Below are 26,197 nucleotides of genomic sequence, written 5' to 3' on the forward strand. Positions count from 1 at the left end.
GCGACAGCTGGCAACTCGCCCTGGCCACCACATAACGAACAAGGGCTGCCCGGCCTCCGGCCGGACAGCCCCTCACCAAGATCTTCATGAGCCTTCTAGGAGCGCGGCACGGTGAAGGTGACCTTCTCGGTGGCCTCCCGCGCGGCCAGCGCGGCGTCGTCCAGCCGGTCCAGGTGGCGGCAGAGCACCACCGAACCGCCCGCCGCCAGCGGCGCGTACAGCCCGAGCGACAGGCCCGGCCAGGTGTCGTACGCCAGCCCCGACAGCACCCGCGGCGCCGCCGGCAGCCCCGCGGCCGCGGCATCCGCCCGCGCCCGCTCCCCGATCCCGGCACCGGTCAGCTCCACGCCGCCGACCGCCAGCGCCGGTGCGCCCGGATCCACCGGGACGAACGGTGCGAACCGGTCGCCCTGGCCCGGCACCTCCACCGCGTAGTCCGCGAACCCGGCCGGCGGCTGCGGGAACCGGCCGCCCAACGGGCGCAGCGCCAGCGCCACCCGCTCCCCGGAGCAGGCCCGCGCCGCGTCCAGGGTGTCCGGACCGCTGACGACGAGGTCGGCCGCGGCCGGATCGCCCCCCACGTCCGCGACCACGCCCACCGACGCACAGGCCACCAGCCAGACGGCGGTCTGCCAGTGGGCGGGCAGCAGCAGCGCGAGCCGGTCGCCGGGCTCGGCGGCCAGGTCGCCCTGGAGGTAGTTGGCGGTCTTCGCCACCCAATTGGCGAAGGTCGCGACGGACAGTTCCACCCGCTCGCCGGTGGCGTCGTCGTAGAAGGTCACCAGCGGGCGGGCCGGGTCCGCGGCGAGCGCGGAACCCAGCAGGTCGGCGGGGGTGCGGTCGGTGGCGTTCATCGCGGCCAGAGTACGCGTGCGGGCCTGTGACGGTCAGTCGGGTGCGGTCCGCGCGGGCCACCGGATCGGCCGATGCCCCGTCAGACCAGCGATGGCGGGCCGCTCCCGGCCGTGTCCAGGATTTCCCCATGCGCCCCTTCCTCGTGTCCTGCCTCGGCGCCGCGTGCACGGCCGCCCTCGCCCTGCCCCTGGCCCCGGCCGCCGCACACCCCGCAGAGTCAGCCTCCGGGCCCGGCGCGGTACGCGCCGGCGACCTGCCGGGCGCCACCCAGTCCCTGCCACTGGAGAACCTCGCCCCGGGCACCCCCACCCAGGACGCCCGGGACCTCACCCCGCAGCGCGTACCGGCCGTCCGCGGGCTGGCACCCCGCACGGTCCGGCCGTTCTCCCTCCTCGGCATCGTCTGGGACGACGCCGCGGCCGCCCTCCGCGGCCGGATCCAGGTCCGCACCCGGGCCCGCGGCAGCGGCCTCTGGTCCGGCTGGCAGGACCTCCAGAACACCAGCGACGACGCCCCCGACCTCGGCGCCGGCGAGGGCCGCGGCAACGCCGCGCGGGGCAGCACGGCGCCCCTGTGGGTCGGCGCCAGCGACGCCGTCCGCCTGCGCCTCACGCTCACCGACCCGCACCGCGCCGCCACCGCCCTCCCGCACGGCCTGCGGCTCGAACTCGTCGACCCCGGCCCCGACACCCCCGCCGTCCGCAGCGGCCCGCCCAGCTCTGCCGCGGCCACCGCCAGCTCCGCCGCCAACGCGCCCCTGGCACCGCTCGGCGCCACCGAGATCCCGGCCGCCGACCAGGCCACCGCCCAGGCCGACGTCACCGCGGCCGGCGGCCAGGCCACCGGACCGGTGCACATCGGCGCCCGCCCGCGCATCGTCACCCGGGCCGGCTGGGGTGCCGACGAGAGCCTGCGCGAAGCGCGCTTCGTCTACACCCACGCGGTCCGCGCCGCCTTCGTCCACCACAGCGCCACCGGCAACAACTACACCTGCGCAGAAGCCCCTTCGGTGATCCGCGGCCTGTACCGCTACCACGTCGAGAGCAGCCACTGGCGGGACATCGGCTACAACTTCCTGATCGACAAGTGCGGCACCGTCTACGAGGGCCGCGCCGGCGGCGTCGCCAAACCGGTGCTCGGCGCCCACACCCTGGGCTTCAACAACGACAGCACGGGCATCGCGCTGCTCGGCTCGTTCGGCAGGACCGCCCCGCCCCGCCCCGCCGTCGAGGCGCTGGGCCGGCTGACGGCCTGGAAGCTCGGCCTGCAGGGCGCCGATCCGCGCGGCCGCACCGCGATGACGTCCACCGGCGGCAACCTCTACCACAAGGGGAGAGTCGTCCGACAGCACGTCATTTCCGGCCATCGCGACGGCTTCAAGACGGAATGCCCCGGCGCTCTCCTCTACGCCGACCTCCCCGCGATCCGGCAGGTCGCGGCCCACCTCCAGGGCCGCTGACGCCCGACGGGAGCCCCCGCCCGGCGCCACGGCCGTGAGACGTGTCACCCCCGGCGCCCCGCACTGAACCGTTCGCCGCCACCGCACGTCCTAGGGACCGCGATACCTTCCGGCACCCGTCATCGGCCCGCCGCGTCCCGACGTCCCGCCGAGGGCGACGGACGGGCCGTCTGCCTACACTGGTCCGCCGACCAGCCGACCCCAGGAAGCAGAGAAGACCACGTGAGCGTCGCACCCGCAGCCGCCGGGCCGCGGTCGACGCGACGACTGCCGCACCGTTGCGTTGCGCGGGCGGAGAAGCGAACAAGAGGACACAAGTGACCGAAGCGATCCTCCTGGTCGGCGGCAAGGGCACTCGGCTGCGCCCGCTGACGGTGAACACGCCCAAGCCCATGGTCCCCGCCGCCGGCGTGCCCTTCCTCACCCACCAACTGGCCCGTGCCCGCGCCGCCGGCGTCGAGCACGTCGTGCTGGCCACGTCCTACCTCGCCGAGGTCTTCGAGCCGTACTTCGGCGACGGCTCGGCGCTCGGCCTGCACCTGGAATACGTCACCGAGGTGGAGCCGCTGGGCACCGGCGGCGCGATCCGCAACGTCGCCTCCCGGCTGCACTCGGCCCCCGGCGACCCGGTGCTGATCTTCAACGGCGACATCCTCACCGGCCTGGACATCCGCGCCCTGGTCGACACCCACCGCACCAGCGGCGCCGACGTCTCCCTGCACCTCAGCCGGGTCGAGGACCCGCGCGCCTTCGGACTGGTCCCCACCGACGACACCGGCCGGGTCACCGCCTTCCTGGAGAAGCCGCAGACCCCCGAGGAGATCGTCACCGACCAGATCAACGCCGGGGCCTACGTCTTCAACCGCTCGGTCATCGACTCCATCCCCACCGGCCGCCCGGTCTCCGTCGAACGCGAGACCTTCCCCGGCCTGCTCGCCGACGGCGCCCACCTCCAGGGCATGGTCGACTCCACCTACTGGCTCGACCTCGGCACCCCGCAGGCCTTCGTCCGCGGCTCCGCCGACCTGGTCCTGGGCCGCGCCCCGTCCCCGGCGGTCCCCGGCCGCTGCGGCGACCGCCTCGTCCTGGAGGGCGCCGACGTCGCCCCGGACGCCAAGCTCACCGGCGGCACCGTCGTCGGCCCCACGGCCGCGGTCGGCGCCGGCGCGCGGGTGGACGGCAGCACGGTCCTCGACGGCGCCGTGATCGAACCGGGCGCCCAGATCCACGACTCGCTGATCGGCGCCGGCGCCCGGATCGGGGCCCGTACGGTCCTGGACGGCGCGGTGATCGGCGACGGCGCGGTGGTCGGGGCCGACAACGAACTGCGCGGCGGCATCCGCATCTGGTGCGGCGCCGACATCCCCGCCGGCTCCGTCCGCTTCTCCTCCGACCAGTAGCGCCACCGGCCCCGGGCCCGCGGCGGCGTCACCCCGATCGCCTAACCTGGCGGCATGCCCGCCCGCACCTGGGTTCCGCCCGGCCCGTACGACCTGCACCGCACCCTCGGGGTGCTGCGTCGCGGTCCGGGTGACCCGGCGTGCGCGGTCCGCGGCGACGAGTTCTGGCGCGCCTGCCGCACGCCCGACGGCCCCGGCACCCTGTGCCTGGTGTCCCGCCCCGCCGACGGCCACGTCGCGGCGACGGCCTGGGGCCCGGGCGCGCAGTGGCTGCTGGAGCGCCTGCCGGAGCTGCTGGGGGAGTCCGACGACCCGGCGGCGCTGACCGCCCGGCACCGCGTCGTCCACGAGGCGCGCCGCCGCCACCCCGGCGTCCGGCTGGCCCGCACCGGCCTGGTCCTGGAGTCGCTGATCCCCTCGATCCTGGAGCAGAAGGTCACCAGCGACGAGGCGTACCGCGCCTGGCGGCTGCTGCTCCAGCGGCACGGCACGCCCGCGCCCGGCCCCTGGGACCGCCTGCGGGTGATGCCCGAACCGCGCGGCTGGGCGCTGATCCCGTCCTGGGAGTGGCACCGCGCGGGCGTCGACGCCAAGCGGTCCGCGGCGATCGTGCGCGCGGTCCGGGCCGCGGCCCGGATGGAGGAGGCCGCGCGGATGGACCTCGCGGACGCCACCCGCCGACTGACCGCGATCCCGGGCATCGGCCCCTGGACGGCGGCCGAAACGCTGCAGCGCACCCTGGGCGCCCCCGACGCGATCACCGTCGGCGACCTGCACCTGCCGAAGATCATCGGCTACGCGCTCACCGGCCGCCGCGGAACGACCGACGAGGAGATGCTCGAACTCCTCGCGCCCTACGAGGGCCAGCGGCACCGCGCGGCCCGGCTGATCCTGCTCTCCGGCCGGGTCCCGCCGCGCCGCGCCCCCCGCTTCCCGGTGGGCGACATCGCCCGGTTGTGACCGGGACGGCGCCGCCCGCCGCCCGGTCCGCCGGGTCTGTCGGCTCCGTCGGGTCTGTCGAACGGTCGCTCAGCGGACCCTGACGAAGTCGTCCACCGGCCGCGCCGGCCGCTCCCGCGGCGGCGACGCCGGCCGTCCGATGGCCACCGCCCCCATCGGCTCCCAGTCCGCCGGCAGCTCCAGCACCTCCCGGACCACGTCCCGGCAGAACATCGTCGAGGAGATCCACGCCGACCCCAGCCGTTCGGCGGCCAGCGTCACCAGGAAGTTCTGGATGCCCGCGCCGTGCGCGACGACGAACATCTCGCGCTCGGCGGCGCCGCGCCGCGCGTCCGGGTAGGCGTGCGCACCGTCCAGCACCATGCACGGCACCGCCAGATACGGCGCGTTGCGCAGCACGTCGCCGCGCCGCACCCGCTTGGCGATGGACTCCTCCGACTTCCCGTCCGCGCGCAGATCGGCCACCCAGGCGTCCCGCATCGCGTCCAGCAGCCGGGTCCGGGACTCCGCCGACTCCAGGAGGACGAACCGCCACGGCGCGGTGTGGTGCGGCGCCGGCGCGGTCAGTGCCGCGGCCACCGCGCGCCGCACCGCGCCCGGGTCCACCGGATCGTCGGTGAACTCCCGGACCGTGCGCCGCAGCGTCACCGCCTCCCGGACGGCCTCGGAGGTGCCCAGCCGGAACATGTCGTCCGCGGCGTTCCGCACCAGCGCCCGGGCCCCCGGGTCCGCGGTCCCTTCGGCGCCCGCGCTCCCGCCGGCACCCGCCTCCGGACCCGCTTCCGCGTCCGCCGGCAGGACGACGTGCGGCAACCCGCGCACCACCGCCACCGGCAGCCCGGTCGCCTTGCCCTTCACCAGGTCGCCCGCGGCGGCGAGTTCGTCGGCGGTGGCCACGACGGTGGCGACCAGCGGATTGCCGTAGGCGTCGGTGCCGCCGCGCAGGTCGTCCAGCACCCGCACCCCGGCCGCCCCGATGGCGACGTCGGTCAGCCCGCTGCGCCAGGGCCGGCCGAAGGTGTCGCTGATGATCACGCCGACGTCCACGCCGAGCGTCTCGCGCAGCCCGGCCCGCAGCGCGCGGGCCGAGGCGTCCGGGTCCTCGGGCAGCAGCAGGATCGTGCCGGACGGGGTGTTGGAGGCGTCCACACCGGCCGCGGCCATCACCAGGCCCCGGTGGTCCTCCACGATCCGCAGGGTGCCGCGGCGGGCCACCACCCGCGCCGTCTCGGCGTCGATCGCGGCCTCGCGGTCGGCGGCCTCGACGATCCGCCCCTCGGCCTTGCTGACGATCTTCGAGGTGACCAACACCACATCGCCGTCGGCCAGTTGGGGCGTGTCGGCGCCGCCCGCCGCGGTCGCGATCAGCTTGACGAGGTCGTCGCCGGACCGCACCTCGGGGAGGCCCGGCAGCGCCCACACCCGGTACCCGGGCGCACGGGTCGCCCCGGTCACCGCCGCACCTCCGCGGCGAGCGCCAGCGCCTCGCGGGCCATCGCGGCGGTGGCGTCCACGTCGGACATCATCAGCGGCACCGCGCGGCAGCGGATCCCCGCCGCCTCGACGTCGGCCACCGCGCCCGCGTCCACGTCGTCCACCAGCCACCCGTCCAGCAGGCCCGCGCCGTAGTGCCGGGCCACCGCCGCCGCGCTGGACTCCACCCCGACCGCCTCCAGCACCTTGTCGGCCATTCCGCGCACCGGGGCGTCCCCGACGATCGGCGACAGGCCGACGACCGGTGCCGCGGCCTCCGCGACGGCCTCCCGGATGCCGGGTACGGCCAGGATCGTGCCGACGCTGACGACCGGGTTGGAGGGCGGGAAGAGGATCACGTCGGCCTCGGCGAGGGCCTCCAGCACGCCGGGCGCCGGCTTGGCCTGTTCGGCGCCGACCGGCACCACGGCCAGCGCCGGCACCGACGCCCGCAGCCGCACCCAGTACTCCTGGAAGTGCACGGCCTTGCGTTCGCCGGTCTCGTTCTCGATGGCCACGTGGGTCTCGACCCGGTCGTCGGACATCGGCAGCAGCCGCACGCCGGGCTGCCAGCGGTCGCACAGCGCCTCGGTGACCGCGCTCAGCGGGTAGCCGGCGCCCAGCATCTGGGTCCGGACGATGTGGGTGGCGAAGTCCCGGTCGCCCAGCCCGAACCACTCCGGCCCGACGCCGTACGCGGCCAGTTCCTCCTTCACCCGGAACGTCTCGCCGGTCCGGCCCCAGCCCTGGTCCTCGTTGATCCCGCCGCCGAGCGTGTACATCACGGTGTCGAGGTCGGGACACACCTTCAGCCCGAACAGATGGATGTCGTCACCGGTGTTGCCGATGACGGTGATGTCCGCGTCCGGAGCCGCTGCCTTCAGTCCCCGCAGGAAGCGGGCGCCGCCGATACCGCCGGCCAGAACCACAATGCGCATGCCCGTAAGTCTGTCAGCCGCACGCCGGTTCCATGAGGGGCGGTGGCCGGATGACGGCCGTGCGTCAGCGGGCCGCGGTCCCCGGGGCCGGCGCCGCGCACCGGGCGCCGTACGGCGCGAGCGGCGCCGCCTCGGCGGAACGGAGGTGGGACGGGGCGAGCATCGGCATGGCGGTCAGACCGGGGAAGTACACGTGCAGGCTGACGGCCGGCACCAGCGCGTCGTTGACCACCTCGTGGGCGTAGCCGGGGGCGAACACCCGCTGGGCGCCGGCGCCCAGGGTGCGCGCTCCACGGGTGCCGTGTTCGGTCAACTCGCCTTCCAGGACGGTCAGTACGCCCGAGGACGGGCCGTGGTCGTGCCGGCCGCTGCCCTGCCCGGGGACCCAGCTCAGCAGCCACACCTCGTAGCCGGGGCCGGTGCGCAGCCGGTGGTACCAGCGGGTGGTGGCGTCGTAGCGGACCAGCGGGGCCCACGCGGCGCGGTCGGCGGCGACGGAGCGGGCCAGGCCCGCGAAGCCGGCGACGGTGGAGGGGTGGGCGGGGACGGGCGGCAGCAGGTGGGGGATGGCGAGCGGGTCGCCGGCGATCTGGACGTCGCTGTTCATGGCGGGTTTCCTCGGCGGAAGTGCTGGGTGACGCGCGAAAAGGGGTGCGGCACGGCGCGGGCCGTTCCTTGTGGGGGCGCGGCGCGGTGGTCGCGGTGGAGCGGTGCGCTGGCGGGATGGGGCGAGCGCGGCGGGCTGGAGCTCAGTGGCTACGACAGCTGGAACAGCGACAGCGGGCCTGCACAGCGCAGAGCGACCCGTAGGAACGGGTCAGTCGGTGCGCGGAGGTCGCTGGCATGCGGTCAAGGAGACACGGGGCGGTGGTGCGCTGTCAAACGTGCGACCGCGTATCGGACGGCGTTCACCTCATCCGGTTACTCCGTCCGGAGAAAGGTTTGTGCAGTCCATGGCGCGGAGAAGCGGTCAGCAACCGCGCCCGGCCGCCGTTGCGGTCCTGTGATCCGGCTGTGATCTTTCCCGCTCCGGTGCGTGCGGTGCAACGCGAAAGCCGTTCGTCGACGTCTCACTCGGTGAGAACGGAGCCACGGGTCGGCCGCCCGGGGAAGTGTCCTGTTTTTGGATGATTTGAACACTTTCCGCATATGCTTGGTTCCGCAGAGTGAATAAGAGGCCCAATAGCAGATCTCGGCTTGACTGGCCCGGATCAGCACACTTGTAATTTCACTCGTGTCGTTCAGCCGAATTCGATCACGGCTTGATCACGGGGACGTAAAGACAGACGAGGGGCGCACATGACCGAGCTGTTCCAGGAATTGCTGGTCGAGGAGGCGGACGAGGAGCTCGGCTGGCAGGAGCGCGCACTGTGCGCCCAGACCGACCCCGAGTCCTTCTTCCCGGAGAAGGGTGGCTCCACCCGCGAGGCCAAGAAGGTCTGCCTCGCCTGCGAAGTCCGGTCCGAATGCCTCGAATACGCCCTCGCCAACGACGAACGCTTCGGTATCTGGGGCGGTCTGTCCGAGCGCGAGCGCCGCCGCCTCAAGAAGGCCGCCGTCTGACCGTGACAGGCCAGCCCCCCGCACCAGTACCCCGCGGTTGCGCCGACCACGCCGCCGCACCACCCCAACTCCCCATATCCCCCTATACCGAACGCACCGCCTCCAGCGCCCTGTCCGCCGGAGGCGGTCTGCTGTGTACGGAGCCGACAGCCGCCCCGGCGCGAACCATTAGTGTGGGGCCCCGTCCGAGACACGCCCGCACCGCCGGCGCGGGGTGCGCGTGTCCCTCGTAGTCCGTCGCAGTGTCTTCCGGGGGCGGGGGCCTTTCAGCGACTTCGCCGTGGGCCCCGGACTCCCGGGTCCGGAGGGCCCGTACCTCGATGTCCGTGCACAGCCAGTCGGCGGCCCAGGCCGCCCCGTACGCAGCTGCCACACCAGAGTTCCCGCGGCACGTCGTCACCGCCGTGATCGTCTCGCACGACGGCGGCCGCTGGCTGCCCGACGCGCTCGCCGGGCTGCTCGGCCAGGAGCGCCCGGTCCAGAACGTCATCGGCGCCGACACCGGTAGCGCGGACGACTCCGCCCAACTCCTCGCCGAGGCGATCGGCGACGACCACGTGCTCCACCTCGCCCGCCGCTCCGGGTTCGGCACCGCCGTCGACGAGGCGGTCCGCACCGCCCCCGTCCTCGGCCCCGAAGAGCTGCCGTACCTGCGCCGCCCCAGCGGCTGGGACCCGGTCAGCCGCACCTGGCACGACGAGGCGTACGAGATGCCGGAACTCCCGCACGGGGAACCGGTCCAGTGGCTGTGGCTGCTGCACGACGACTGCGCGCCGACCCCCGACGCCCTCGCCGAACTGCTGCGGGTCGCCGACGCCAGCCCGTCCACCGCCATCGTCGGCCCCAAGCTGCGCAGCTGGTACGACCGCCGGCAGCTCCTCGAAACCGGCGTCAGCATCGCCCGCAGCGGCCGCCGTTGGACCGGCCTGGACCGCCGCGAACAGGACCAGGGCCAGCACGACCAGGTCCGCCCGGTGCTGTCCGTCTCCACCGCCGGCATGCTCATCCGCCGCGACGTCTACGAGAAGCTGGGCGGCTTCGACCGCCGGCTCCCGCTGATGCGCGACGACGTCGACCTGTGCTGGCGCGCCCAGGCCGCCGGCCATCAGGTCCTGATCGCCCCGGACGCCGTCCTGCGGCACGCCGAGGCGTCCGCCCGCGAACGCCGGCCCATCGACTGCGTCGGCCGCTCCGTCGCCAACCCGCACCGGGTCGACAAGGCCGGCGCCGTCTACACCCTGCTCGCCAACACCCGTGGCGCACTGGTCCCGTACACCCTGCTGCGGCTGCTGATCGGCACCCTGCTGCGGGTCGTCGCCTACCTCGTCGGCAAGGTCCCCGGCCAGGCCCTGGACGAACTCGCCGGACTCTTCGGCACCCTGCTCCGCCCCGGCAAGATCCTCGCCGCCCGCAAACGCCGGGGGAAGCCGGCGGTCGACCCGAGCGAGCTGCGGCCGCTGTTCCCGCCGCCCGGCGCCACCGTCCGCGCCACCGTCGAACAGATCGCCGGCAACCTCGCCGGCCGCGCCGCCCCCGACGTCGCCTCCGCCGGCCGGCACGGCGCCGTGGAGTCCGGCCCCGGCGGCGACGACGCCGACTACCTGGAGATCGAGCAGTTCGCCCGGCTCAAGCGGATCGCCCGCCGGCCCGGACCGGTGCTCTTCCTCGTCCTGCTGGTCGTCTCGCTGATCGCCTGCCGCGGACTGCTCAGCGGCGGCTCGCTCGTCGGCGGCGCCCTGCTGCCCGCACCCGACGGCCTCGGCGCCCTGTGGTCGTCCTACGTCAGCAGCTGGCACCCGGTCGGCGTCGGCGACACCGCCTCCGCGCCGCCCTACCTCGCCGTGCTGGCCTCGCTCTCCACGCTCTTCCTCGGCAGCACCGGCTTCACCCTCACCCTGCTGCTGGTCTGCTCGGTCCCGCTGGCCGGCCTCACCGCCTACTTCGCGTCCCGCCCGCTGGTCGCCTCCCGGCTGCTGCGGGCCTGGGGCAGCATCGCCTACGCCTTCCTGCCCGCCGCCACCGGCGCGCTCGCCGGCGGCCGCCTGGGCACCGCCGTACTGGCCATCCTGCTGCCGCTGATGGCCCGCGCCGCGGTCGCCGCGAGCGGACTGCGGCTGGCGCCCGGCACCCGGCCCAGCTGGCGCGCCGCCTGGGCGTACGCCCTGCTGGTGACCGTCACCACCGCCTTCACCCCGCTGGTCTGGCCGATCGCGGTGCTGCTCGGCGTGGCACTGCTGGTGCTGCGCTTCCTGGACGGCAACCGGGGCCTCGTGGTGCCGTACCTGCTGCGGTTCCTGGCCGTGGTGCTCGCCCCGCTCGTGGTGCTGGCGCCCTGGTCGCTGTCGCTGCTCGGCCACCCGTCGCAGTTCTTCCGCGAGGCCGGCCTCGACTACGGCGCCGGCTCCGCCTCCGTCCTCGACCTCGTCGGGCTCAGCCCGGGCGGCCCCAAGGCCGTCGGCGGGCTACTGCTCCTCGGCATCGTGCTGGCCGCCCTCGGCGCGACCCTGCGCGACACCCGGCAGACCGCGATCCGCACCGCCTGGGCGGTGGCCCTGACCGGGCTGCTGCTCGCGGCGCTCGGCAACGGCTCCGGCTGGACCGGCCCGGCCATGCTCGTCTACGGCCTGGCGCTGCTGTGCGCGGCCGCGATCGGCGCCGAGGGCATCCGCACCCGGATGGCCGCCCTCGGCTTCGGCTGGAAGCAGCCGGCCGCCGTGCTGATCGCGGCGGCCTGCCTGATCGCCCCGCTCTACGCCGCGGTCAGCTGGATGATCACCGGCGCGGCCGGCCCGGTCCAACGGCGCGACGCCACCCAGGTCCCGGCGTTCGTCGCCGAGGAGTCCACCACCACCGACCGCGCCCGCACCCTCGTCCTGGACGGCACCGCCGGCCACGTCTCCTACTCCCTCGTCCGCGGCTCCGGAGCCCAGCTCGGCGACGCCGACCTGGCCGCCGAGGCCGGCCCGGACACCCGCCTGGACGCCGTCGTCGCCCACCTCGTCGCCGGCTCCGGCGCCGACCAGACCGACCGGCTCGGCGGCTACGCGGTCCGCTACGTCCTGGTCCGCAAGGGCGCCCCGCGCGAGATGGGCCGCGTCCTGGACGCCACCCCCGGCCTGACCCGGCTCAGCCAGGAGGACGGCAGCGCCCTGTGGCGCGTCGACCAGCGCGTCTCCCGGATCTCGATCGTGCCCGGCCAGACCAAGGAGGGCACCGGCAACGGCGACGCCGTCGCGCCCGTCCCGGTGCCGGCCGGACCGGTCGACGCGCACACCACCAAGGTGCCCGCCGGTCCCGCCGGCCGGATCCTGCGGATCGCCGACGCCGCCGACGACGGCTGGCACGCCACCCTCGACGGCACCGCCCTCAAGCCCGTCACCGTCGACGGCTGGGCCCAGGGCTTCCAGCTCCCGTCCGACGGCGGCCGGCTCGACCTCACCCACGACAACCCCCTCGGCCACACCCTCTGGCTGTGGGGCCAGGGCCTGCTCGCCCTCGTCCTGGTCGTGATGGCACTGCCCGGCCGCCGCCGGGAGATCGACGACGACCTGCCCGAGGAGGCCGCGGCGGCCACCGCGGCCGCCGCCGCGGAGACCGCGGGGGAGGGCCGCCGGGCCCGCCGGCTGCGCGCCCAGGCCGAGGCCGCCGCCCCGGCCGACACCGGCACCCCGGCCGCCCACACCGGCGAGGAACCCCCGGCCGCCGCCCCGGACCAGGCTCCGGAGCCGGCTCCGGCCCCGACCGCCGACCCGTACGCCGCGGTCCCCCCGCAGCCCACCTACGAGGACTGGCCGGCCGCCCCCGCCCCGGCCGCCGCGGACCAGCAGCCCTACGTCCCGCCCGCCGACCCGTACGAGGCCGGCCCGTACGACGGGCAGCAGCAGCCCTACCCGCCGGCCGACCCGTACCAGTCCGGCGGCTACCAGTCCGGCGGCTACGCGACCGACCCCTACCAGGCGGGCGCCTACGACCCGTACGGCTACGGCGGCCAGCAGCAGCCCTACCCGGACGCGGGGGCGGACCAGCACCCGCAGCCCTACCCGGACGCCGGGGCGGACCAGTACCCGCAGCACCCGCAGCCCTACGACGGCACGACGTACCCCGGCGCCTTCCCCGAGCCGCGCCGTGACGGGAGCGAGCAGCAGTGAAGCGCACCATCCTGTCCCTGACCGCCGCGGCCGCCGCGCTGGCCGCCGTCACCGGCGTCGCCGCGCTGGCGGCCCCCGGCGACGGCGCGACCGCCGCCGCGGCCCCCGCGAACGGCACCCGGCTGCCCGTCCAGCGGTCCACGCTGGTGTGCCCGGCGCCCAGCTCCTCGGAGGTCGCCGACACCACCTACACGGCCTTCGCGCCCCCCGGTGCCGCGGCCGGCGCGGACACCAAGAAGGGCACCGCCCAGCTCCAGCCCGCCGGCACGGTCGCCGACAGCCACGGCAACGCCGCCGGCAAGGGCGGCAAGGACGCGAAGGACGGCAAGGGCAAGGGCAAGGGCGGCGCCGCGGACGCCGGTGGCACGCAGATCGTCCCGCCGCCCGACACCAAGCCCGTGGTGCCCCTCCAGCAGGTCGGGAAGCCCGTCACCGCGACCACCGACAGCCCCGACGCGCCCGCCCTGACCGGCTCCGCCGAAGGTCTGCCGGCCCCCGGCTGGACCGTCCAGCAGACCACCGCCATCGCCGCCGGCTCCGGCCGCGGCCTCCAGGGGCTGAGCTGCACCGCCCCCGACACCCAGTTCTGGTTCCCCGGCGTCAGCACCGCCGCCGGCCGCAACGACTACGTCCACCTCACCAACCCCGACTCGGCGCCGGCCGTCGTGGACCTCGAAATGCGCGGCAAGGACGGCTCGCTGACGGACAGCGGCGGCGGCGAGGACATCACCGTGCCGCCGCGCACCACCGTCCCGGTGCTGCTCTCCACCCTCACCAGCAGCCCCACCGACGGCGCCGCGCTGCACGTCACTGCCCGCTCCGGCCGGATCGGCGCGGCCGTCCAGGCCGCCGACGCCAAGACCGGCGGCGACTGGCTGCCGCCCGCCGCCGACCCGTCGCCCGGTGCCGTCCTGCCCGGCATCCCGGCCGATGCCACCGACGTCCAGCTGGTCGCGATCGCGCCGGGTGACGCCGACGCCGACCTCAAGGTCCAACTGGCCACCCCGACCGGTCTGATCACCCCCGCCGGCCTCGACAGCCTGCACGTCAAGAGCGGGATGACCACCACCGTCGACCTCAAGGACATCACCAAGGGCGAGGCCGGCTCGCTGGTCCTCACACCGGGCGACGGCGGCTCCACCGCCCCGGTCACCGCGGCGCTGCGGGTGATCCGCGGCAAGGGCGACAACCAGGAGATGGCCTTCATCCCGGCGACCCGGCCCCTGGAGGCCCGCGGCACCGCCGCCGACAACCGGGCCAAGGGCAGCACCCTGACCCTGGTCGCCCCCGAGAAGGGCAAGGACGCCAAGGTCAAGGTCACCGCGTCGGCCGGCAGCGACGGCGGCACCCCGGCCACCAAGACGTACACGGTCAAGGGCGGCACCAGCCTCGCCGTCCAGCCGCCGCAGCCGACCGGCCTCAAGGGCTCCTACGCGCTGACCGTCGAGCCCCAGCCCGGCAGCGGCCCGGTCTACGCCGCCCGGATGCTGGCGCTGCCGCAGGGCGGGCTGCCCGCCTTCACCATCCAGCCGCTGCCCGACGACCGCGGTTCGGTGCTGGTGCCCACCGCCGGCCAGGACCTGTCGCTGCTCACCCGCTGACCCGCCCGCCGCCCGGCCCGTCCTCGACGGCGCGGCGGCGGCACCTCCCGGACCCGCGCTGCCGGCTCACTCCTGGCCGTAGCGCGGGTCCACCGACTCCGGCGCCAGCCCCAGCAGCTCGGCGACCTGCTCGACGACGACCTCGTGCACCAGCAGCGCCCGCTCGTCGCGGCTCTTCGTGCGGATCTCCACCGGCCTGCGGTAGATCACGATCCGATCGCGATATCCGCCACCGGCCGGCAGCACCCGGCCCAGCGGCACGCCCTCCTCCTCGGCGAGCGCATCCGGCCCGTCGTCCGGCCCGAACCCCGGCACCTCCAGCACCAGGAAGTCGACCTGCGCCAGCTGCGACCACCGCCGCTCCAGCCGGTCCCGGGAGTCGTAGACGAGATCCGCGAACGCGTCGGCGCGGGACACCGACAGCGGTACCTGGGGAGGCGCGATCGGGCCGCGCATGCCACGGCCGTGGCGGTCGCGGCGGCGGGGGCGCGGCTCCGCAGGACGGGGAGGTACGGGGCTGTCCATCAGATCGAGCGTAGTCCTCCGGCGACGACCCGTACGGCGTTGTGCGACAACTCGCCACTTGTCGTCGGGTGACAGGACCGGACCCGGTTCGGTTCGTTTGTGGCCCCGTATCGGATCGTCCCGCCCCCACTCCGCACCGCAGAATGACACGAAATGCACCACCTGGGGACGGCATGCCACCCCCCGCACGGCCCCTCCTGGCGCACCCCCGACGACCCCCGGCCGACGGGTGCAGGTCAGACGCATCGGACGAAGCGGGACGACACGGTTGGGTGAGCCGGGGGAGAGTCGTCGCGGCCCGCTCAAGAGTGCGGTACCGTCCAACGTCGTGAGCCCTGTACGTCGCTGTTCGCGCACTGCGTGCGGCCGCCCCGCCGTCGCAACGCTGACGTACGTCTATGCGGATTCGACCGCCGTGCTCGGACCGCTCGCCACCTACGCCGAGCCGCACTGCTACGACCTGTGCGCCGAACACTCCGAGCGCCTGACCGCCCCCCGCGGCTGGGAAGTCGTCCGCCTCGCCATCGACTCCGGACCCGCCCGCCCCAGCGGCGACGACCTCGAAGCGCTGGCCAACGCCGTCCGCGAGGCGGCCCGCCCCCAGGAACGCGCCGCCGGCGGCACGGACACCCCCACCCCCACCGGCCGCGACGGCCACCCCATGGAGGTCGCCCGCCGCGGCCACCTCCGGATCCTGCGCTCCCCCGACTCCTGACCCGCCGCCACCTGGTCCGCTGCCGTTCACGGCTGGTTCACGGCCCCCGCACAGAACGTACGGGTAGGTTTGTCACCCCGTAGCGACTGCAGGAGGGCTGGCTGTGACTGATCTGTCGCAGATCGTGAAGGCGTACGACGTGCGCGGCGTGGTCCCCGACCAATGGGACGAGACCCTGGCCGAACTCTTCGGAGCGGCCTTCGTCCAGGTCACCGGCGCCGACGCGATCGTCATCGGGTACGACATGCGGCCCTCCTCGCCGAGCCTGTCCGGGGCCTTCGGCCGCGGCGCGGCCGCCCTCGGCGCCGACGTCACCGAGATCGGCCTCTGCTCCACCGACGAGCTCTACTACGCCAGCGGAGCCCTGAACCTCCCCGGCGCGATGTTCACCGCCTCGCACAACCCCGCCCAGTACAACGGCATCAAGCTGTGCCGGGCCGGCGCCGCCCCCGTCGGCCAGGACACCGGCCTCGCCGACATCCGCGCCCTGGTCGAGCACTGGACCGCCGAAGGCGCCCCCGAGCCGGCCGCCGCACCCGGCACCCTCACCCGGCGCGACGTCCTCAAGGACTACACCGCCCACCTGCGCTCCCTGGTGGACCTGTCCGGCATCCGCCCCCTGAAGGTCGTCGTCGACGCCGGCAACGGCATGGGCGGCCACACCGTCCCCACCGTCTTCGAGGGCCTCCCCCTCGACCTCGACGCCCTCTACTTCGAGCTGGACGGCTCCTTCCCCAACCACGAGGCCAACCCGCTCGACCCGAAGAACATCACCGACCTCCAGGCCCGCGTCCGCGCCGTCGGCGCCGACCTCGGCCTCGCCTTCGACGGCGACGCCGACCGCTGCTTCGTCGTCGACGAGAACGGCGACCCGGTCTCCCCGTCCGCGATCACCGCCCTGGTCGCCGCCCGCGAACTCGCCAAGCACCCCGGCGGCACGGTCATCCACAACTGCATCACCTCCTGGTCCGTCCCGGAGGTCGTCAAGGAGCACGGCGGCACCCCCGTCCGCACCCGCGTCGGCCACTCCTTCATCAAGGCCGAAATGGCCCACACCGGCGCCATCTTCGGCGGCGAGCACTCCGCCCACTACTACTTCCGCGACTTCTGGAACGCCGACACCGGCATGCTCGCCGCGATGCACGTCCTGGCCGCCCTCGGAGGCCAGGACGACCCGCTCTCCCAGCTGGTCGCCCAGTACGACCGCTACGCCGCCTCCGGCGAGATCAACAGCACCGTCGACGACCAGGCCGGCCGACTCGACGCCATCAAGGCCGCCTACGAAGGCCGCGACGGCATCACCCTCGACGAACTCGACGGACTGACCGTCACCGCCGCCGACTGGTGGTTCAACGTCCGCCCCTCCAACACCGAGCCGCTGCTCCGCCTCAACGTCGAGGCCCGCGACCAGGCCACCGTCGACCGCATCCGCGACGAGGCCCTGGGGACCATCCGCGGCTGACCCGCCGCCCCCCGGTGGGAGGGCCGCCCAAACCGGCCCTCCCACCTGCCGAAACCCCCGCCGGGCGGGCCCCGCCCCCCACACCGGCGGTACGCTGGCCACGCCGCAACCATGCCGAAGGAGCACCCCGATGCCGGTCGAAGCCAGCCTGATCCAGATCCTCGCCTGCCCGGCCTGCCACGCCCCGCTGGAGGACCGCACCGCGGCCGACCCGGCCGAGCTGATCTGCACCTCCGCCGACTGCGGCCTCGCCTACCCCGTCCAGGACGGCATCCCGGTCCTCCTCGTCGACGAAGCCCGCCGCCCCGCCTGACCCGGCACCACCCCGCCCACCGGCGATCGGAGGCAGCGCCACCATGCTCGACGAGTCACTGCTCGACGCACCCGAGGCGCTGGCCGGCGCCGATCGCTTCGGCCTGCTGCGGGGCGTCGCCGAATCCGGCGCCCGGGTCCGCACCGCCGCCCGCAGCGCCGCCGAATCCGGCATCCCCGAGCTGACCCCCGACGGGCGGCCGCGCGCCATCCTGGTCGCCGGCCCCGGCCCGGCCGCCGCCGGCGTCGCCGACCTGCTGCGCGCCCTCAGCGGCGGCAGCTGCCCGGTCAGCCTCATCCAGCCCACCGGCGTCGCCCCCGTACCCGGCGCGCTCCGCTGGATCCTGCCCGGCTGGGCCGGCCCCCTCGACCTCCTCCTGGTCGCCGGCCCCGACGCCGCCGACCCCGGCCTCGCCGAACTCGTCGAACAGTCCTACCGCCGCGGCTGCGCGGTCGTCGCCGTCACCCCCGCCGGCGGCCCGCTCGCCGACGCCGTCGTCCAGGCCCGCGGCCTGCCCGTCCCGCTGGCCACCACCGCCTACGACTCCGAGTTCGACGTCGAGGGCGCCCCGCCCGCCGCCCCCGGCACCCTCTGGTCCGTCCTCATCCCGCTGCTCGTGCTCGCCGACCGGATCGGCCTGATCAGCGCCCCCGCGGACGCCGTCAGCAAGCTCGCCGACCGCCTCGACCAGGTCGCCGAACGCTGCGGCCCGGCCATCCCCACCTACACCAACCCCGGCAAGACCCTCGCCGCCGACCTCGCCGACGCCCTCCCGCTCATCTGGACCGAGGGCCTGATCGCCGGCGCCGTCGGCCGCCACTTCGCCACCGAACTCGCCGGACTGGCCGGCCGCCCCGCCCTCGCCGCGGAACTCCCCGAGGTGCTCACCACCCACCGCACCCTGCTCGCCGGCGCACTCGCCGCCGGCGCCGACCCGGACGACTTCTTCCGCGACCGCGTCGACCAACCCGCCGCCCTGCACGCCAGGATCGTCCTGCTCCGCGAGGACGAGGCCGGCCCGCTCTCCGCCACCCGCGCCGCCCAGCAGCTCGCCGACGAACGCGACACCCCCCTCAGCGAGCTGGAGCCGACCGCCGGCAGCGACCTGGAACGCGCCGCGGAACTCCTCGCCATCGCCGATTTCGGCGCCGTTTACCTGGCGCTCGCCGGCACCGAGTGATCATGGCTCCGGGGTAGCCCACCGCCCGCGCCCCGACGGACCACCCACGCCACGTCAGGAAGCAGCCGTCCCATGGACCGCCTCGTCAACACCGTGCGCCCCTACGCCTGGGGCTCCACCACCGCCCTCCCCGACCTCCTCGGCGTCCCGCCCACCGGCGAGCCGCAGGCCGAGATGTGGCTCGGCGCCCACCCCGGCGCCCCCTCCCGCCTCGACCGCGGCAACGGCCCGGTCTCCCTCGCCGACGTGATCGCCGCCGACCCCGAGGCCGAACTGGGCGCCGACACCGTCCGCGCCTTCGGCCCCCGGCTGCCGTTCCTGTTCAAAGTCCTCGCCGCCGGCGCCCCGCTCTCCCTCCAGGTCCACCCCGACCGCGCCCAGGCCGAAGCCGGCTTCGCCGACGAGGAGGCCCGCGGCATCCCCCACGACGCCCCCCACCGCAACTACAAGGACGCCCACCACAAGCCCGAACTCATCTGCGCCCTCACCGCCTTCGAGGGCCTCTGCGGCTTCCGCCACCCCGACCAGGCCGCCGACCTCCTGGAGGGCCTCGACATCGGCGACCTCAAGCCGTACGTCGACATCCTCCGCGCCAGCCCCGAGGAGTCCGCGCTGCGCGAGGTGCTCACCGCCGTCCTCGGCGCCGAACCCCACGCCCTCGCCGAGACCGTCGAACGCGCCGCCACCGCCGCCGCCCACCTCGCCCCCAAGGGCGGCCCGCACGCCGAGGCGTACGGGGCCCTCGCCACCCTCGCCCACCACTACCCGGGCGACCCCGGCGTCCTCGCCGCCGCGCTCCTCAACCACGTCCGCCTCCAGCCGGGCGAAGCGCTCTTCCTCGGCGCCGGCATCCCGCACGCCTACCTCAGCGGCCTCGGCGTCGAACTGATGGCCAACTCCGACAACGTGCTCCGCTGCGGCCTCACCCCCAAGCACATCGACGTCCCCGAACTCCTACGCGTGGTCCGCTTCGTGCCCCGCGACGCCGGAGTACTGCGCCCCGAGGAAGTCGACGGCGAAGAGGTCTACGACACCCCCGTCGACGAGTTCCGCCTCTCCCGCTTCGTACTCGCCCCCGGCGCGGAACCCCGCCCGCTCCCCGCCCGCACCCCGCAGATCCTCCTCTGCACCGCCGGCGCCGTACACCTGACCAGCGACCGCGGCACCACCCGCGACCTCACCCTCACCCCCGGCACCGCCGCCTTCGCCCCCGCCGGCGAACACCTCACCCTCGCCGGCGACGGCACCCTCTTCCGCGCCACCGTCGTCGCCTGACCCCCGTCCGGGATACGGCCTCCCGACACCTCCCGCGGACCGGGCTGCAACAATGACCGCCGCACGGCATTAAAGGGGCGGTAAAGCCCGGTCTACGGAAGGGACACGGCGCACCCATGAGCGCATCAGGCGGTACCAAGGCGATCGTTGCGGCGCTGGGCGCCAACCTGGCGATCGCCGCGGCCAAGTTCGTCGCCTTCGCCTTCAGCGGCTCGTCCTCGATGCTGGCCGAAGGCGTGCACTCCATCGCCGACTCCGGCAACCAGGGCCTGCTGCTGCTCGGCGGCAAGCGGGCCAAGCGCGCCGCCACCGACGAACACCCCTTCGGGTACGGCCGCGAGCGCTACATCTACGGCTTCCTGGTCTCCATCGTCCTGTTCACCATCGGCGGCGTCTTCGCGCTCTACGAGGGCTACGAGAAGATCCAGCACCCGCACCCCCTGGACAACTGGTACTGGCCGGTCGGCGTCCTGCTCTTCGCCGTCGTCGCCGAGGGCTTCTCCTTCCGCACCGCGATCAAGGAGTCCAACGAACTGCGCGGCCGGCAGAGCTGGGTCCAGTTCATCCGCCGCGCCAAGGCCCCCGAACTCCCCGTCGTCCTGCTGGAGGACTTCGGCGCGCTGATCGGCCTCGTCCTCGCCCTCTGCGGCGTCGGCCTCACCCTCGCCACCGGCAACAGCGTCTGGGACGGCATCGGCACCATGTGCATCGGCACCCTGCTCGTGCTGATCGCCCTCGTCCTCGCCGCCGAGACCAAGTCCCTGCTGCTCGGCGAGTCGGCCGGCCCCGACCAGGTCGCCAAGATCCGCGCCGCCCTCGTCGACGGCGACGTCGTCACCCGCGTCATCCACATGCGCACCCTCCACCTCGGCCCCGAGGAACTCCTCGTCGCCGCCAAGATCGCCGTCGAGCACGACGACACCGCCACCGAGATCGCCCGCGCCATCGACGCCGCCGAGGCCCGCATCCGGGAAGCCGTCCCGATAGCCCGCGTCATCTACCTCGAACCCGACATCTACGACGAGCGGGCCGCCGCGAAGCACCCCAGCGGCAGCTGACCGACCCACTCGCGCAAGGCCCCGCCACCCCAGGAGGCGGGGCCTTGCGCATGCCGCCCCACCAGCCCACCGGCCCCTCACACCCCGCCCACCGCACAGAACAAGCCAACGAACAAACCGAAGCGGGCTGGGGCAACAGGACCGATCGGTGTAAGTTCGAGGGCAGTGCCAGACGTCGCTGCTGATGGCGGTCGGGCGGCCCGCACCGCGGACCGGCCGAGGGAGAGAGGGCCTCCGACGGACTGCGCTGCGGCAAGGGGAGAGGTGTATCGGCCTCCACGTAGGCTCAAGTGCACCCCGTTACCACTGGGGACCCCAGCCCGCGCCGCAGACTGCCCGAATTGCCCCACCGACCTCGACATCCGAGGAGCAGCCCGAATGACGACAGCAGCCACCGGCCAGGACTTCAAGGTCGCCGACCTTTCCCTCGCCGCCTTCGGCCGCAAGGAGATCACCCTCGCCGAGCACGAGATGCCCGGTCTGATGGCGATCCGCAAGGAGTACGCCGACCAGCAGCCCCTCAAGGGCGCCCGGGTCACCGGCTCGCTGCACATGACCGTGCAGACCGCCGTGCTGATCGAGACGCTGGTCGCCCTGGGCGCGCAGGTCCGCTGGGCCTCCTGCAACATCTTCTCCACCCAGGACCACGCCGCCGCGGCGATCGCGGTCGGCCCCAACGGCACGCCCGAGGCTCCGCAGGGCGTCCCGGTCTTCGCCTGGAAGGGCGAGACCCTGGAGGAGTACTGGTGGTGCACGGAGCAGGCGCTGACCTGGCCGGGCACCCCCACCGGCGGCCCGAACATGATCCTCGACGACGGCGGTGACGCCACCCTCCTGGTCCACAAGGGCGTGGAGTACGAGAAGGCCGGCCAGGCCCCGGCGGTCGAGACCGCCGAGAACGATGAGCACCGCGCCATCCTGGAGCTCCTCAACCGCACGCTCGGGGAGAACCCGCAGAAGTGGACCCGGCTCGCCTCCGAGATCCGCGGCGTGACGGAGGAGACCACCACCGGTGTCCACCGCCTCTACGAGATGCAGCGCGACGGCGTCCTGCTCTTCCCCGCGATCAACGTCAATGACGCGGTGACCAAGTCGAAGTTCGACAACAAGTACGGCTGCCGCCACTCGCTCGTCGACGGCATCAACCGCGCCACCGACGTCCTGATCGGCGGGAAGACCGCCGTGATCTGCGGTTACGGCGACGTCGGCAAGGGCTGCGCGGAGTCGCTGCGCGGCCAGGGCGCCCGCGTGATCATCACCGAGATCGACCCGATCTGCGCACTGCAGGCGGCGATGGACGGCTACCAGGTCACCACCCTCGAAGAGGTCGTCGAGACCGCCGACATCTTCGTCACCACCACCGGCAACAAGGACATCATCCTTGCTTCCGACATGGCGCGGATGAAGCACCAGGCGATCGTCGGCAACATCGGCCACTTCGACAACGAGATCGACATGGCCGGCCTGGCGAAGCTCCCCGGCATCGTCAAGGACGAGGTCAAGCCGCAGGTCCACACCTGGACCCACCCGGACGGCAAGGTCCTGATCGTGCTGTCCGAGGGCCGCCTGCTCAACCTGGGCAACGCCACCGGTCACCCCTCGTTCGTCATGTCGAACTCCTTCGCGGACCAGACACTGGCGCAGCTCGAGCTGTTCACCAAGCCCGAGGAGTACCCGACCGACGTCTACGTCCTGCCCAAGCACCTGGACGAGAAGGTCGCCCGCCTCCACCTGGACGCACTGGGCGTCAAGCTCACCACCCTGCGCAAGGAGCAGGCCGACTACATCGGCGTCAAGGTCGACGGCCCCTACAAGCCCGACCACTACCGCTACTAAAGCCACCACCGGCCCGCCCGCGGACCGGTAACCGGCACCCCAGCAGCCGCTGGCACCAGGCCCTCGCCCTCCCGGCGGGGGCCTGGCTCGCAGAATCCCCCCGACCCCGCCCGCGGCGCGCCACCCCGCCCGCCTCTCCCAAGGACTGCACCACCATGCCCCGCGGCCACTACTCCCTGTACGACCCGCACGACCGCACCCCCCTCGGCGAGGAGCACTTCCACTGCGCCACCGGCCCCTCCGGCTGGCGCTACGTCTCCCAGACCGTCGACACCGCCGGCGAGCCCACCGGATCCGTCGACCTCACCCTCGACGACCTCGGCCGCCCGATCCGCCTCGAACTCGTCCGCGCCTCCTGGCAGATCCGCGGCGCCGCCCTGGACGGTGTCACCTGGGTACGCACCGACCCCACCGGCACCCACGCCACCGAAGGCAACGTCCCCGCCCACGCCTTCACCGGCGCGTCCCCGGCCTTCCTCGTCGCCACCGCCCGCCTGCTGCGCCCCACCCTGGGCGCCGGCGCCACCCGGGTCCGCCTCGTCGCCTTCACACCCCCCGTCCTCGCCCCCCGCACCCTCGACCAGTCCTGGGCCCTGCTCTCCAGCACACCGCACGCCACCGACATCGCCCCGCTCATCGCCGACGAGTACCAGGTCACCGACCTCGAAACCGGCGAACAGCACGCCGTCCACCTCGCCGGCGACGTCGTCCTGGCCGCCCCCGGCATCGAACTCGAATCCCTCGACACGCCGCCCTCGACGTTCACCTGACGCCGACGGCGAGCGCCGGACCCCGCGCACCGCATCCCGGGCGCCGGCCCGCCGCGCTGCCACCGGCCACCTGCCGCCCGCCCCGTCTCACACGGGCGGCGCGAACCCGCTGCCACCCCGGGGCGCCGGCCCGCCCTCACCCGGCGCCGCCCCCGTAGGCCGGCTCGCCCCGCCGCCTCCCGGCACACCGCCGGCCGCCCCCTGCCCGGATGTCACCGCACCTCCGGACGTCACCGCACCCCCGGGCACCACCCACGCCCCACCGGCCACAGCCGCGCCACCCCCACGCTCCACCGAAGCCCCCGCAGGAACACCGCCCCCAGGAACGCCACCCGAGGGCGCCACCCCCATGACCGCCCCCGGCACACCGCTCGCCCCGAACACCCGCCGGGACTCCCGCCCCTGCCGCTCCTGCACCACCGAGGCCAGATACACCGCCGGGTCCAACCCCGTCGGCACCTTCGCCCCCGTGAAGCCCCGCAGATCCCCCGCGAGCCGCCAGGCCATCGCCGCACCCGCCTGCGGATCCAACTCGCCCAGCCGCCCCAGGTACTGCCGCACGGCCAGCCACCACCCGTCCGGCACCCGCGACAGATCGAGCCCCCCGAGCTCCCCGGCCAACCACACAGGCGGCGCCGGCAGCACCACATCCCCGCCCTCCGCCTCGGGCACCCGCTCCCGTATCACCAGCGTCCCGGCGAACACATCACCCAGCCGCCGCCCCCGGGCCGACACCAAGGACGCGATCGACGCCACCACCCCCATCGTCATCACGATCTCGACCGCCCCTATGGCACCCCGCACCAGCGCATGCCGGAACCGGATCGGCCCGCCGTCCTCCCGCACCACCCGCAGCCCGCAGATCAGCTTCCCCAACGACCGCCCGTGGCTCAGCGTCTCGACCGCGATCGGAATCCCCACCTGCACCAACACGAACGTGGCCACCTGGATGGCCGCCAGCACCGCGCTGTCCAACGAGGACGCGGCACCCACCATCACCAGCGTCACCGCGATGTACGTCCCCCAGGCCACCGCGAGATCCACGACCACCGCCAGCCCGCGGCTCGCCAGCCTGGCCGGCCGCAGCCCCAGCACCACCGCTTCCCCCGTCACCAGCTGACTCACACGCCCACTCCCTCTCGGCCCTGCTCCCGAACCCGCCACCGCGCGGCCACCTCGCACAAGTGCCCTCCACCCCTTGAGGTCCAGGGCCCCCGCGCCCGGCCAGTCTGCCAAGCTGGCCCGGCACCCACCCACCGCGCTACGAGGAGCGACCCCGCATGGACCTCGATGTCTTCGTCACGGCCCACAGCGCCGAATGGGATCGCCTCGACTCCCTCCTCCGCCGCAAGCGCCGCCTCACCGGAGCCGAGGCCGACGAACTCGTCACCCTCTACCAACGCACCACCACCCACCTCTCCCTCCTCCTCTCCAGCGCCCCCGACCCCGCCCTGACGGGCCGCCTCACCTCCCTCGTGGCCCGCGCCCGCAGCAAGGTCACCGGCGCCCGCACCTCCTCCTGGCGCGACACCGCCCGCTTCTTCACCACGTCGTTCCCCGCCGCCGTCTACCGCCTGCGCCACTGGTGGATCCCCACGGCGGTGCTCTCCCTGACCGTCGCCGCCCTCCTGGGCTGGTGGATAGCCGCCCACCCGGAAGTCCAGTCCGCCCTCGGCGCCCCTCAGGAACTCCGCGAGATGACCCGCCCCGGCGGCGACTACGAGACCTACTACTCCAACCACCCCGCCGCGGCCTTCGCCGCCCAGGTATGGACGAACAACGCCCAGGCCGTGGCCCTCTGCCTGGTCCTCGGCGCCTTCCTCGGCCTCCCCGTCCTCTGGATCCTCTTCGAGAACATGCTCAACCTGGGCGCCGGCCTCGGCCTGATGTCCTCGGCGGGCCGCCTGGACACCTTCCTCGGCCTGATCCTCCCGCACGGCCTCCTCGAACTGACCGCCGTCTTCGTCGCCGCCGGCATCGGCCTGCGTCTGGGCTGGACCGTCGTCGACCCGGGCCCCCGCCCCCGCCGTACGGCCCTGGCCGAGGAAGGCCGCACCGCCCTCGGCGTCGCCATCGGCCTGGCCGCCGTCCTCTTCGTCTCCGGCGTCCTCGAAGGCTTCGTCACGCCTTCCGGCCTCCCGACCTGGGCCCGCATCACCATCGGCATCCTCGCCGAGCTGGCGTTCCTCACCTATGTCTACGTACTGGGCGGCCGCGCCGTACGCGCCGGCGAGACCGGCGACGTCGCCACCACCGACCGCGCCGCCCTCCTCCCCACCGCCGCCTGATGTGCGCACACCCTTCCTGACCTGCTAATCTCCTCTTCGCCCCAGTTACCCGTTGACACGAGTGACAGGGGGAGGTAGATTCAAACGGTTGCAACGAACTGGACAAGTTCGATCGCGACGGTTAGTCTCTTCTCCGCTCAGGCCGCACTTTCAGATCGGCTGAGCGCACCGACCACTTATCCGAAGTTCCACCCGGTCATTTAGGCCGAATGACTTCTGATAAAGTCGGAAAAGTCGAAAGACAAGCCCCTTCCGACGGGTAATTCAGAACGGAATTCGAACCAGCCGCCTGGCGGTCTGGAACGGAAAGAAGATCTGATAAAGTCGGAAAGGCCGAAAAGCGAAAGCGAAGCGGCCGACCCCGCTCCAGCAGGGGGC

At 74.2% G+C, this 26,197-nt stretch carries 21 protein-coding genes; 15 read left to right on the forward strand and 6 right to left on the reverse strand.

Going from position 1 to position 26,197, the window contains the following annotated elements:
• Positions 1–95 precede the first annotated feature (95 nt).
• Complete coding sequence (locus CG747_RS45150) at positions 96–854, reverse strand: TIGR03089 family protein (RefSeq protein WP_100607696.1); 759 nt, start codon at positions 852–854, stop codon at positions 96–98.
• A 128-nt stretch (positions 855–982) separates the two neighbouring features.
• Here CG747_RS45150 and CG747_RS45155 point away from each other — a divergent pair, with 128 nt between their 5' ends.
• The 3 genes from CG747_RS45155 to CG747_RS45165 all read left to right on the forward strand — a co-directional run bounded on the left by CG747_RS45155 (position 983) and on the right by CG747_RS45165 (position 4,674).
• Positions 983–2,314, forward strand: coding sequence for a peptidoglycan recognition protein (locus tag CG747_RS45155; RefSeq protein WP_100607697.1), 1,332 nt, complete (start codon positions 983–985; stop codon positions 2,312–2,314).
• Between the two features lie 317 nt (positions 2,315–2,631).
• A complete protein-coding gene (locus CG747_RS45160) occupies positions 2,632–3,714 on the forward strand; it encodes an NDP-sugar synthase (RefSeq protein ID WP_100607698.1) in 1,083 nt (360 codons plus the stop codon).
• 54 nt (positions 3,715–3,768) lie between these two features.
• Positions 3,769–4,674, forward strand: a complete 906-nt coding sequence (locus CG747_RS45165; RefSeq protein WP_100607699.1) for a DNA-3-methyladenine glycosylase — start codon at positions 3,769–3,771, stop codon at positions 4,672–4,674.
• A gap of 69 nt (positions 4,675–4,743) precedes the next feature.
• On the opposite strand, the gene CG747_RS45170 is transcribed toward CG747_RS45165, so the two are convergent.
• The 3 genes from CG747_RS45170 to CG747_RS45180 form a co-directional block, all read right to left on the reverse strand.
• Positions 4,744–6,129, reverse strand: a complete 1,386-nt coding sequence (locus CG747_RS45170; RefSeq protein WP_100607700.1) for a coenzyme F420-0:L-glutamate ligase — start codon at positions 6,127–6,129, stop codon at positions 4,744–4,746.
• Positions 6,126–7,085, reverse strand: a complete 960-nt coding sequence (gene cofD / locus CG747_RS45175; protein WP_100607701.1) for a 2-phospho-L-lactate transferase — start codon at positions 7,083–7,085, stop codon at positions 6,126–6,128. The genes CG747_RS45170 and cofD overlap by 4 nt, the downstream gene beginning before the upstream one ends.
• A gap of 64 nt (positions 7,086–7,149) precedes the next feature.
• On the reverse strand, positions 7,150–7,692 hold the full coding sequence (locus CG747_RS45180) for a cysteine dioxygenase family protein (RefSeq protein ID WP_100607702.1): 543 nt from the start codon (positions 7,690–7,692) through the stop codon (positions 7,150–7,152).
• Positions 7,693–8,384: 692 nt separating this feature from the next.
• Between CG747_RS45180 and CG747_RS45185 the strand changes: the two genes are divergently transcribed.
• The 3 genes from CG747_RS45185 (at position 8,385) to CG747_RS45195 (ending at position 14,397) form a co-directional block, all read left to right on the forward strand.
• On the forward strand, positions 8,385–8,648 hold the full coding sequence (locus CG747_RS45185) for a WhiB family transcriptional regulator (protein ID WP_003983763.1): 264 nt from the start codon (positions 8,385–8,387) through the stop codon (positions 8,646–8,648).
• Between the two features lie 320 nt (positions 8,649–8,968).
• Entirely contained in the window at positions 8,969–12,796 is a 3,828-nt protein-coding gene (locus CG747_RS45190) for a glycosyltransferase family 2 protein (RefSeq protein WP_100607703.1), read from the forward strand.
• Positions 12,793–14,397 carry a DUF5719 family protein gene (locus CG747_RS45195; RefSeq protein ID WP_100607704.1) on the forward strand — a complete coding sequence of 535 codons (1,605 nt, stop codon included), beginning with the start codon at positions 12,793–12,795 and terminating at the stop codon, positions 14,395–14,397. The genes CG747_RS45190 and CG747_RS45195 overlap by 4 nt, the downstream gene beginning before the upstream one ends.
• A 66-nt stretch (positions 14,398–14,463) precedes the next feature.
• On the opposite strand, the gene CG747_RS45200 is transcribed toward CG747_RS45195, so the two are convergent.
• Positions 14,464–14,922, reverse strand: coding sequence for a metallopeptidase family protein (locus tag CG747_RS45200; RefSeq protein ID WP_180986017.1), 459 nt, complete (start codon positions 14,920–14,922; stop codon positions 14,464–14,466).
• A 268-nt stretch (positions 14,923–15,190) separates the two neighbouring features.
• Here CG747_RS45200 and CG747_RS45205 point away from each other — a divergent pair, with 268 nt between their 5' ends.
• The 8 genes from CG747_RS45205 (at position 15,191) to CG747_RS45240 (ending at position 23,531) form a co-directional block, all read left to right on the forward strand.
• Positions 15,191–15,637 (forward strand): DUF3499 domain-containing protein, encoded by a 447-nt coding sequence (locus tag CG747_RS45205; RefSeq protein ID WP_100607706.1) that lies wholly within the window; start codon positions 15,191–15,193, stop codon positions 15,635–15,637.
• A gap of 103 nt (positions 15,638–15,740) precedes the next feature.
• Complete coding sequence (locus CG747_RS45210; protein WP_100607707.1) at positions 15,741–17,099, forward strand: phosphomannomutase/phosphoglucomutase; 1,359 nt, start codon at positions 15,741–15,743, stop codon at positions 17,097–17,099.
• A gap of 130 nt (positions 17,100–17,229) precedes the next feature.
• A complete protein-coding gene (locus CG747_RS45215) occupies positions 17,230–17,412 on the forward strand; it encodes a Trm112 family protein (protein WP_016573075.1) in 183 nt (60 codons plus the stop codon).
• A gap of 43 nt (positions 17,413–17,455) precedes the next feature.
• Entirely contained in the window at positions 17,456–18,592 is a 1,137-nt protein-coding gene (locus CG747_RS45220; protein ID WP_100607708.1) for an SIS domain-containing protein, read from the forward strand.
• 72 nt (positions 18,593–18,664) lie between these two features.
• Complete coding sequence (gene manA, locus CG747_RS45225) at positions 18,665–19,867, forward strand: mannose-6-phosphate isomerase, class I (protein WP_100607709.1); 1,203 nt, start codon at positions 18,665–18,667, stop codon at positions 19,865–19,867.
• A gap of 116 nt (positions 19,868–19,983) precedes the next feature.
• Positions 19,984–20,925 (forward strand): cation diffusion facilitator family transporter, encoded by a 942-nt coding sequence (locus tag CG747_RS45230; RefSeq protein WP_100607710.1) that lies wholly within the window; start codon positions 19,984–19,986, stop codon positions 20,923–20,925.
• A gap of 378 nt (positions 20,926–21,303) precedes the next feature.
• Entirely contained in the window at positions 21,304–22,761 is a 1,458-nt protein-coding gene (gene ahcY, locus CG747_RS45235) for an adenosylhomocysteinase (protein WP_100607711.1), read from the forward strand.
• A gap of 155 nt (positions 22,762–22,916) precedes the next feature.
• Positions 22,917–23,531, forward strand: coding sequence for a hypothetical protein (locus CG747_RS45240; RefSeq protein ID WP_100607712.1), 615 nt, complete (start codon positions 22,917–22,919; stop codon positions 23,529–23,531).
• 87 nt (positions 23,532–23,618) lie between these two features.
• Here CG747_RS45240 and CG747_RS45245 read toward each other — a convergent pair whose 3' ends face one another.
• On the reverse strand, positions 23,619–24,656 hold the full coding sequence (locus tag CG747_RS45245; protein WP_100607713.1) for an RDD family protein: 1,038 nt from the start codon (positions 24,654–24,656) through the stop codon (positions 23,619–23,621).
• Positions 24,657–24,811: 155 nt separating this feature from the next.
• Here CG747_RS45245 and CG747_RS45250 point away from each other — a divergent pair, with 155 nt between their 5' ends.
• The gene (locus CG747_RS45250) at positions 24,812–25,819 is read left to right on the forward strand and encodes a stage II sporulation protein M (RefSeq protein ID WP_100607714.1); all 1,008 of its coding nucleotides are present in this window, start codon (positions 24,812–24,814) and stop codon (positions 25,817–25,819) included.
• The last annotated feature ends 378 nt before the right edge of the window (positions 25,820–26,197 follow it).

The organism is Streptomyces sp. CB02959 (assembly GCF_002803155.1).
Lineage (GTDB): Bacteria > Actinomycetota > Actinomycetes > Streptomycetales > Streptomycetaceae > Streptomyces.

Bases quoted from the DNA above. Each gene is read 5' to 3' on its own strand.
- CG747_RS45150 (WP_100607696.1), bottom strand. From the start codon at position 854: ATGAACGCCACCGACCGCACCCCCGCCGACCTGCTGGGTTCCGCGCTC.
- CG747_RS45155 (WP_100607697.1), top strand. From the start codon at position 983: ATGCGCCCCTTCCTCGTGTCCTGCCTCGGCGCCGCGTGCACGGCCGCC.
- CG747_RS45165 (WP_100607699.1), top strand. From the start codon at position 3,769: ATGCCCGCCCGCACCTGGGTTCCGCCCGGCCCGTACGACCTGCACCGC.
- cofD (WP_100607701.1), bottom strand. From the start codon at position 7,085: ATGCGCATTGTGGTTCTGGCCGGCGGTATCGGCGGCGCCCGCTTCCTG.
- CG747_RS45180 (WP_100607702.1), bottom strand. From the start codon at position 7,692: ATGAACAGCGACGTCCAGATCGCCGGCGACCCGCTCGCCATCCCCCAC.
- CG747_RS45185 (WP_003983763.1), top strand. From the start codon at position 8,385: ATGACCGAGCTGTTCCAGGAATTGCTGGTCGAGGAGGCGGACGAGGAG.
- CG747_RS45190 (WP_100607703.1), top strand. From the start codon at position 8,969: ATGTCCGTGCACAGCCAGTCGGCGGCCCAGGCCGCCCCGTACGCAGCT.
- CG747_RS45200 (WP_180986017.1), bottom strand. From the start codon at position 14,922: ATGGACAGCCCCGTACCTCCCCGTCCTGCGGAGCCGCGCCCCCGCCGC.
- CG747_RS45215 (WP_016573075.1), top strand. From the start codon at position 17,230: ATGCCGGTCGAAGCCAGCCTGATCCAGATCCTCGCCTGCCCGGCCTGC.
- CG747_RS45220 (WP_100607708.1), top strand. From the start codon at position 17,456: ATGCTCGACGAGTCACTGCTCGACGCACCCGAGGCGCTGGCCGGCGCC.
- manA (WP_100607709.1), top strand. From the start codon at position 18,665: ATGGACCGCCTCGTCAACACCGTGCGCCCCTACGCCTGGGGCTCCACC.
- CG747_RS45230 (WP_100607710.1), top strand. From the start codon at position 19,984: ATGAGCGCATCAGGCGGTACCAAGGCGATCGTTGCGGCGCTGGGCGCC.
- ahcY (WP_100607711.1), top strand. From the start codon at position 21,304: ATGACGACAGCAGCCACCGGCCAGGACTTCAAGGTCGCCGACCTTTCC.
- CG747_RS45240 (WP_100607712.1), top strand. From the start codon at position 22,917: ATGCCCCGCGGCCACTACTCCCTGTACGACCCGCACGACCGCACCCCC.
- CG747_RS45250 (WP_100607714.1), top strand. From the start codon at position 24,812: ATGGACCTCGATGTCTTCGTCACGGCCCACAGCGCCGAATGGGATCGC.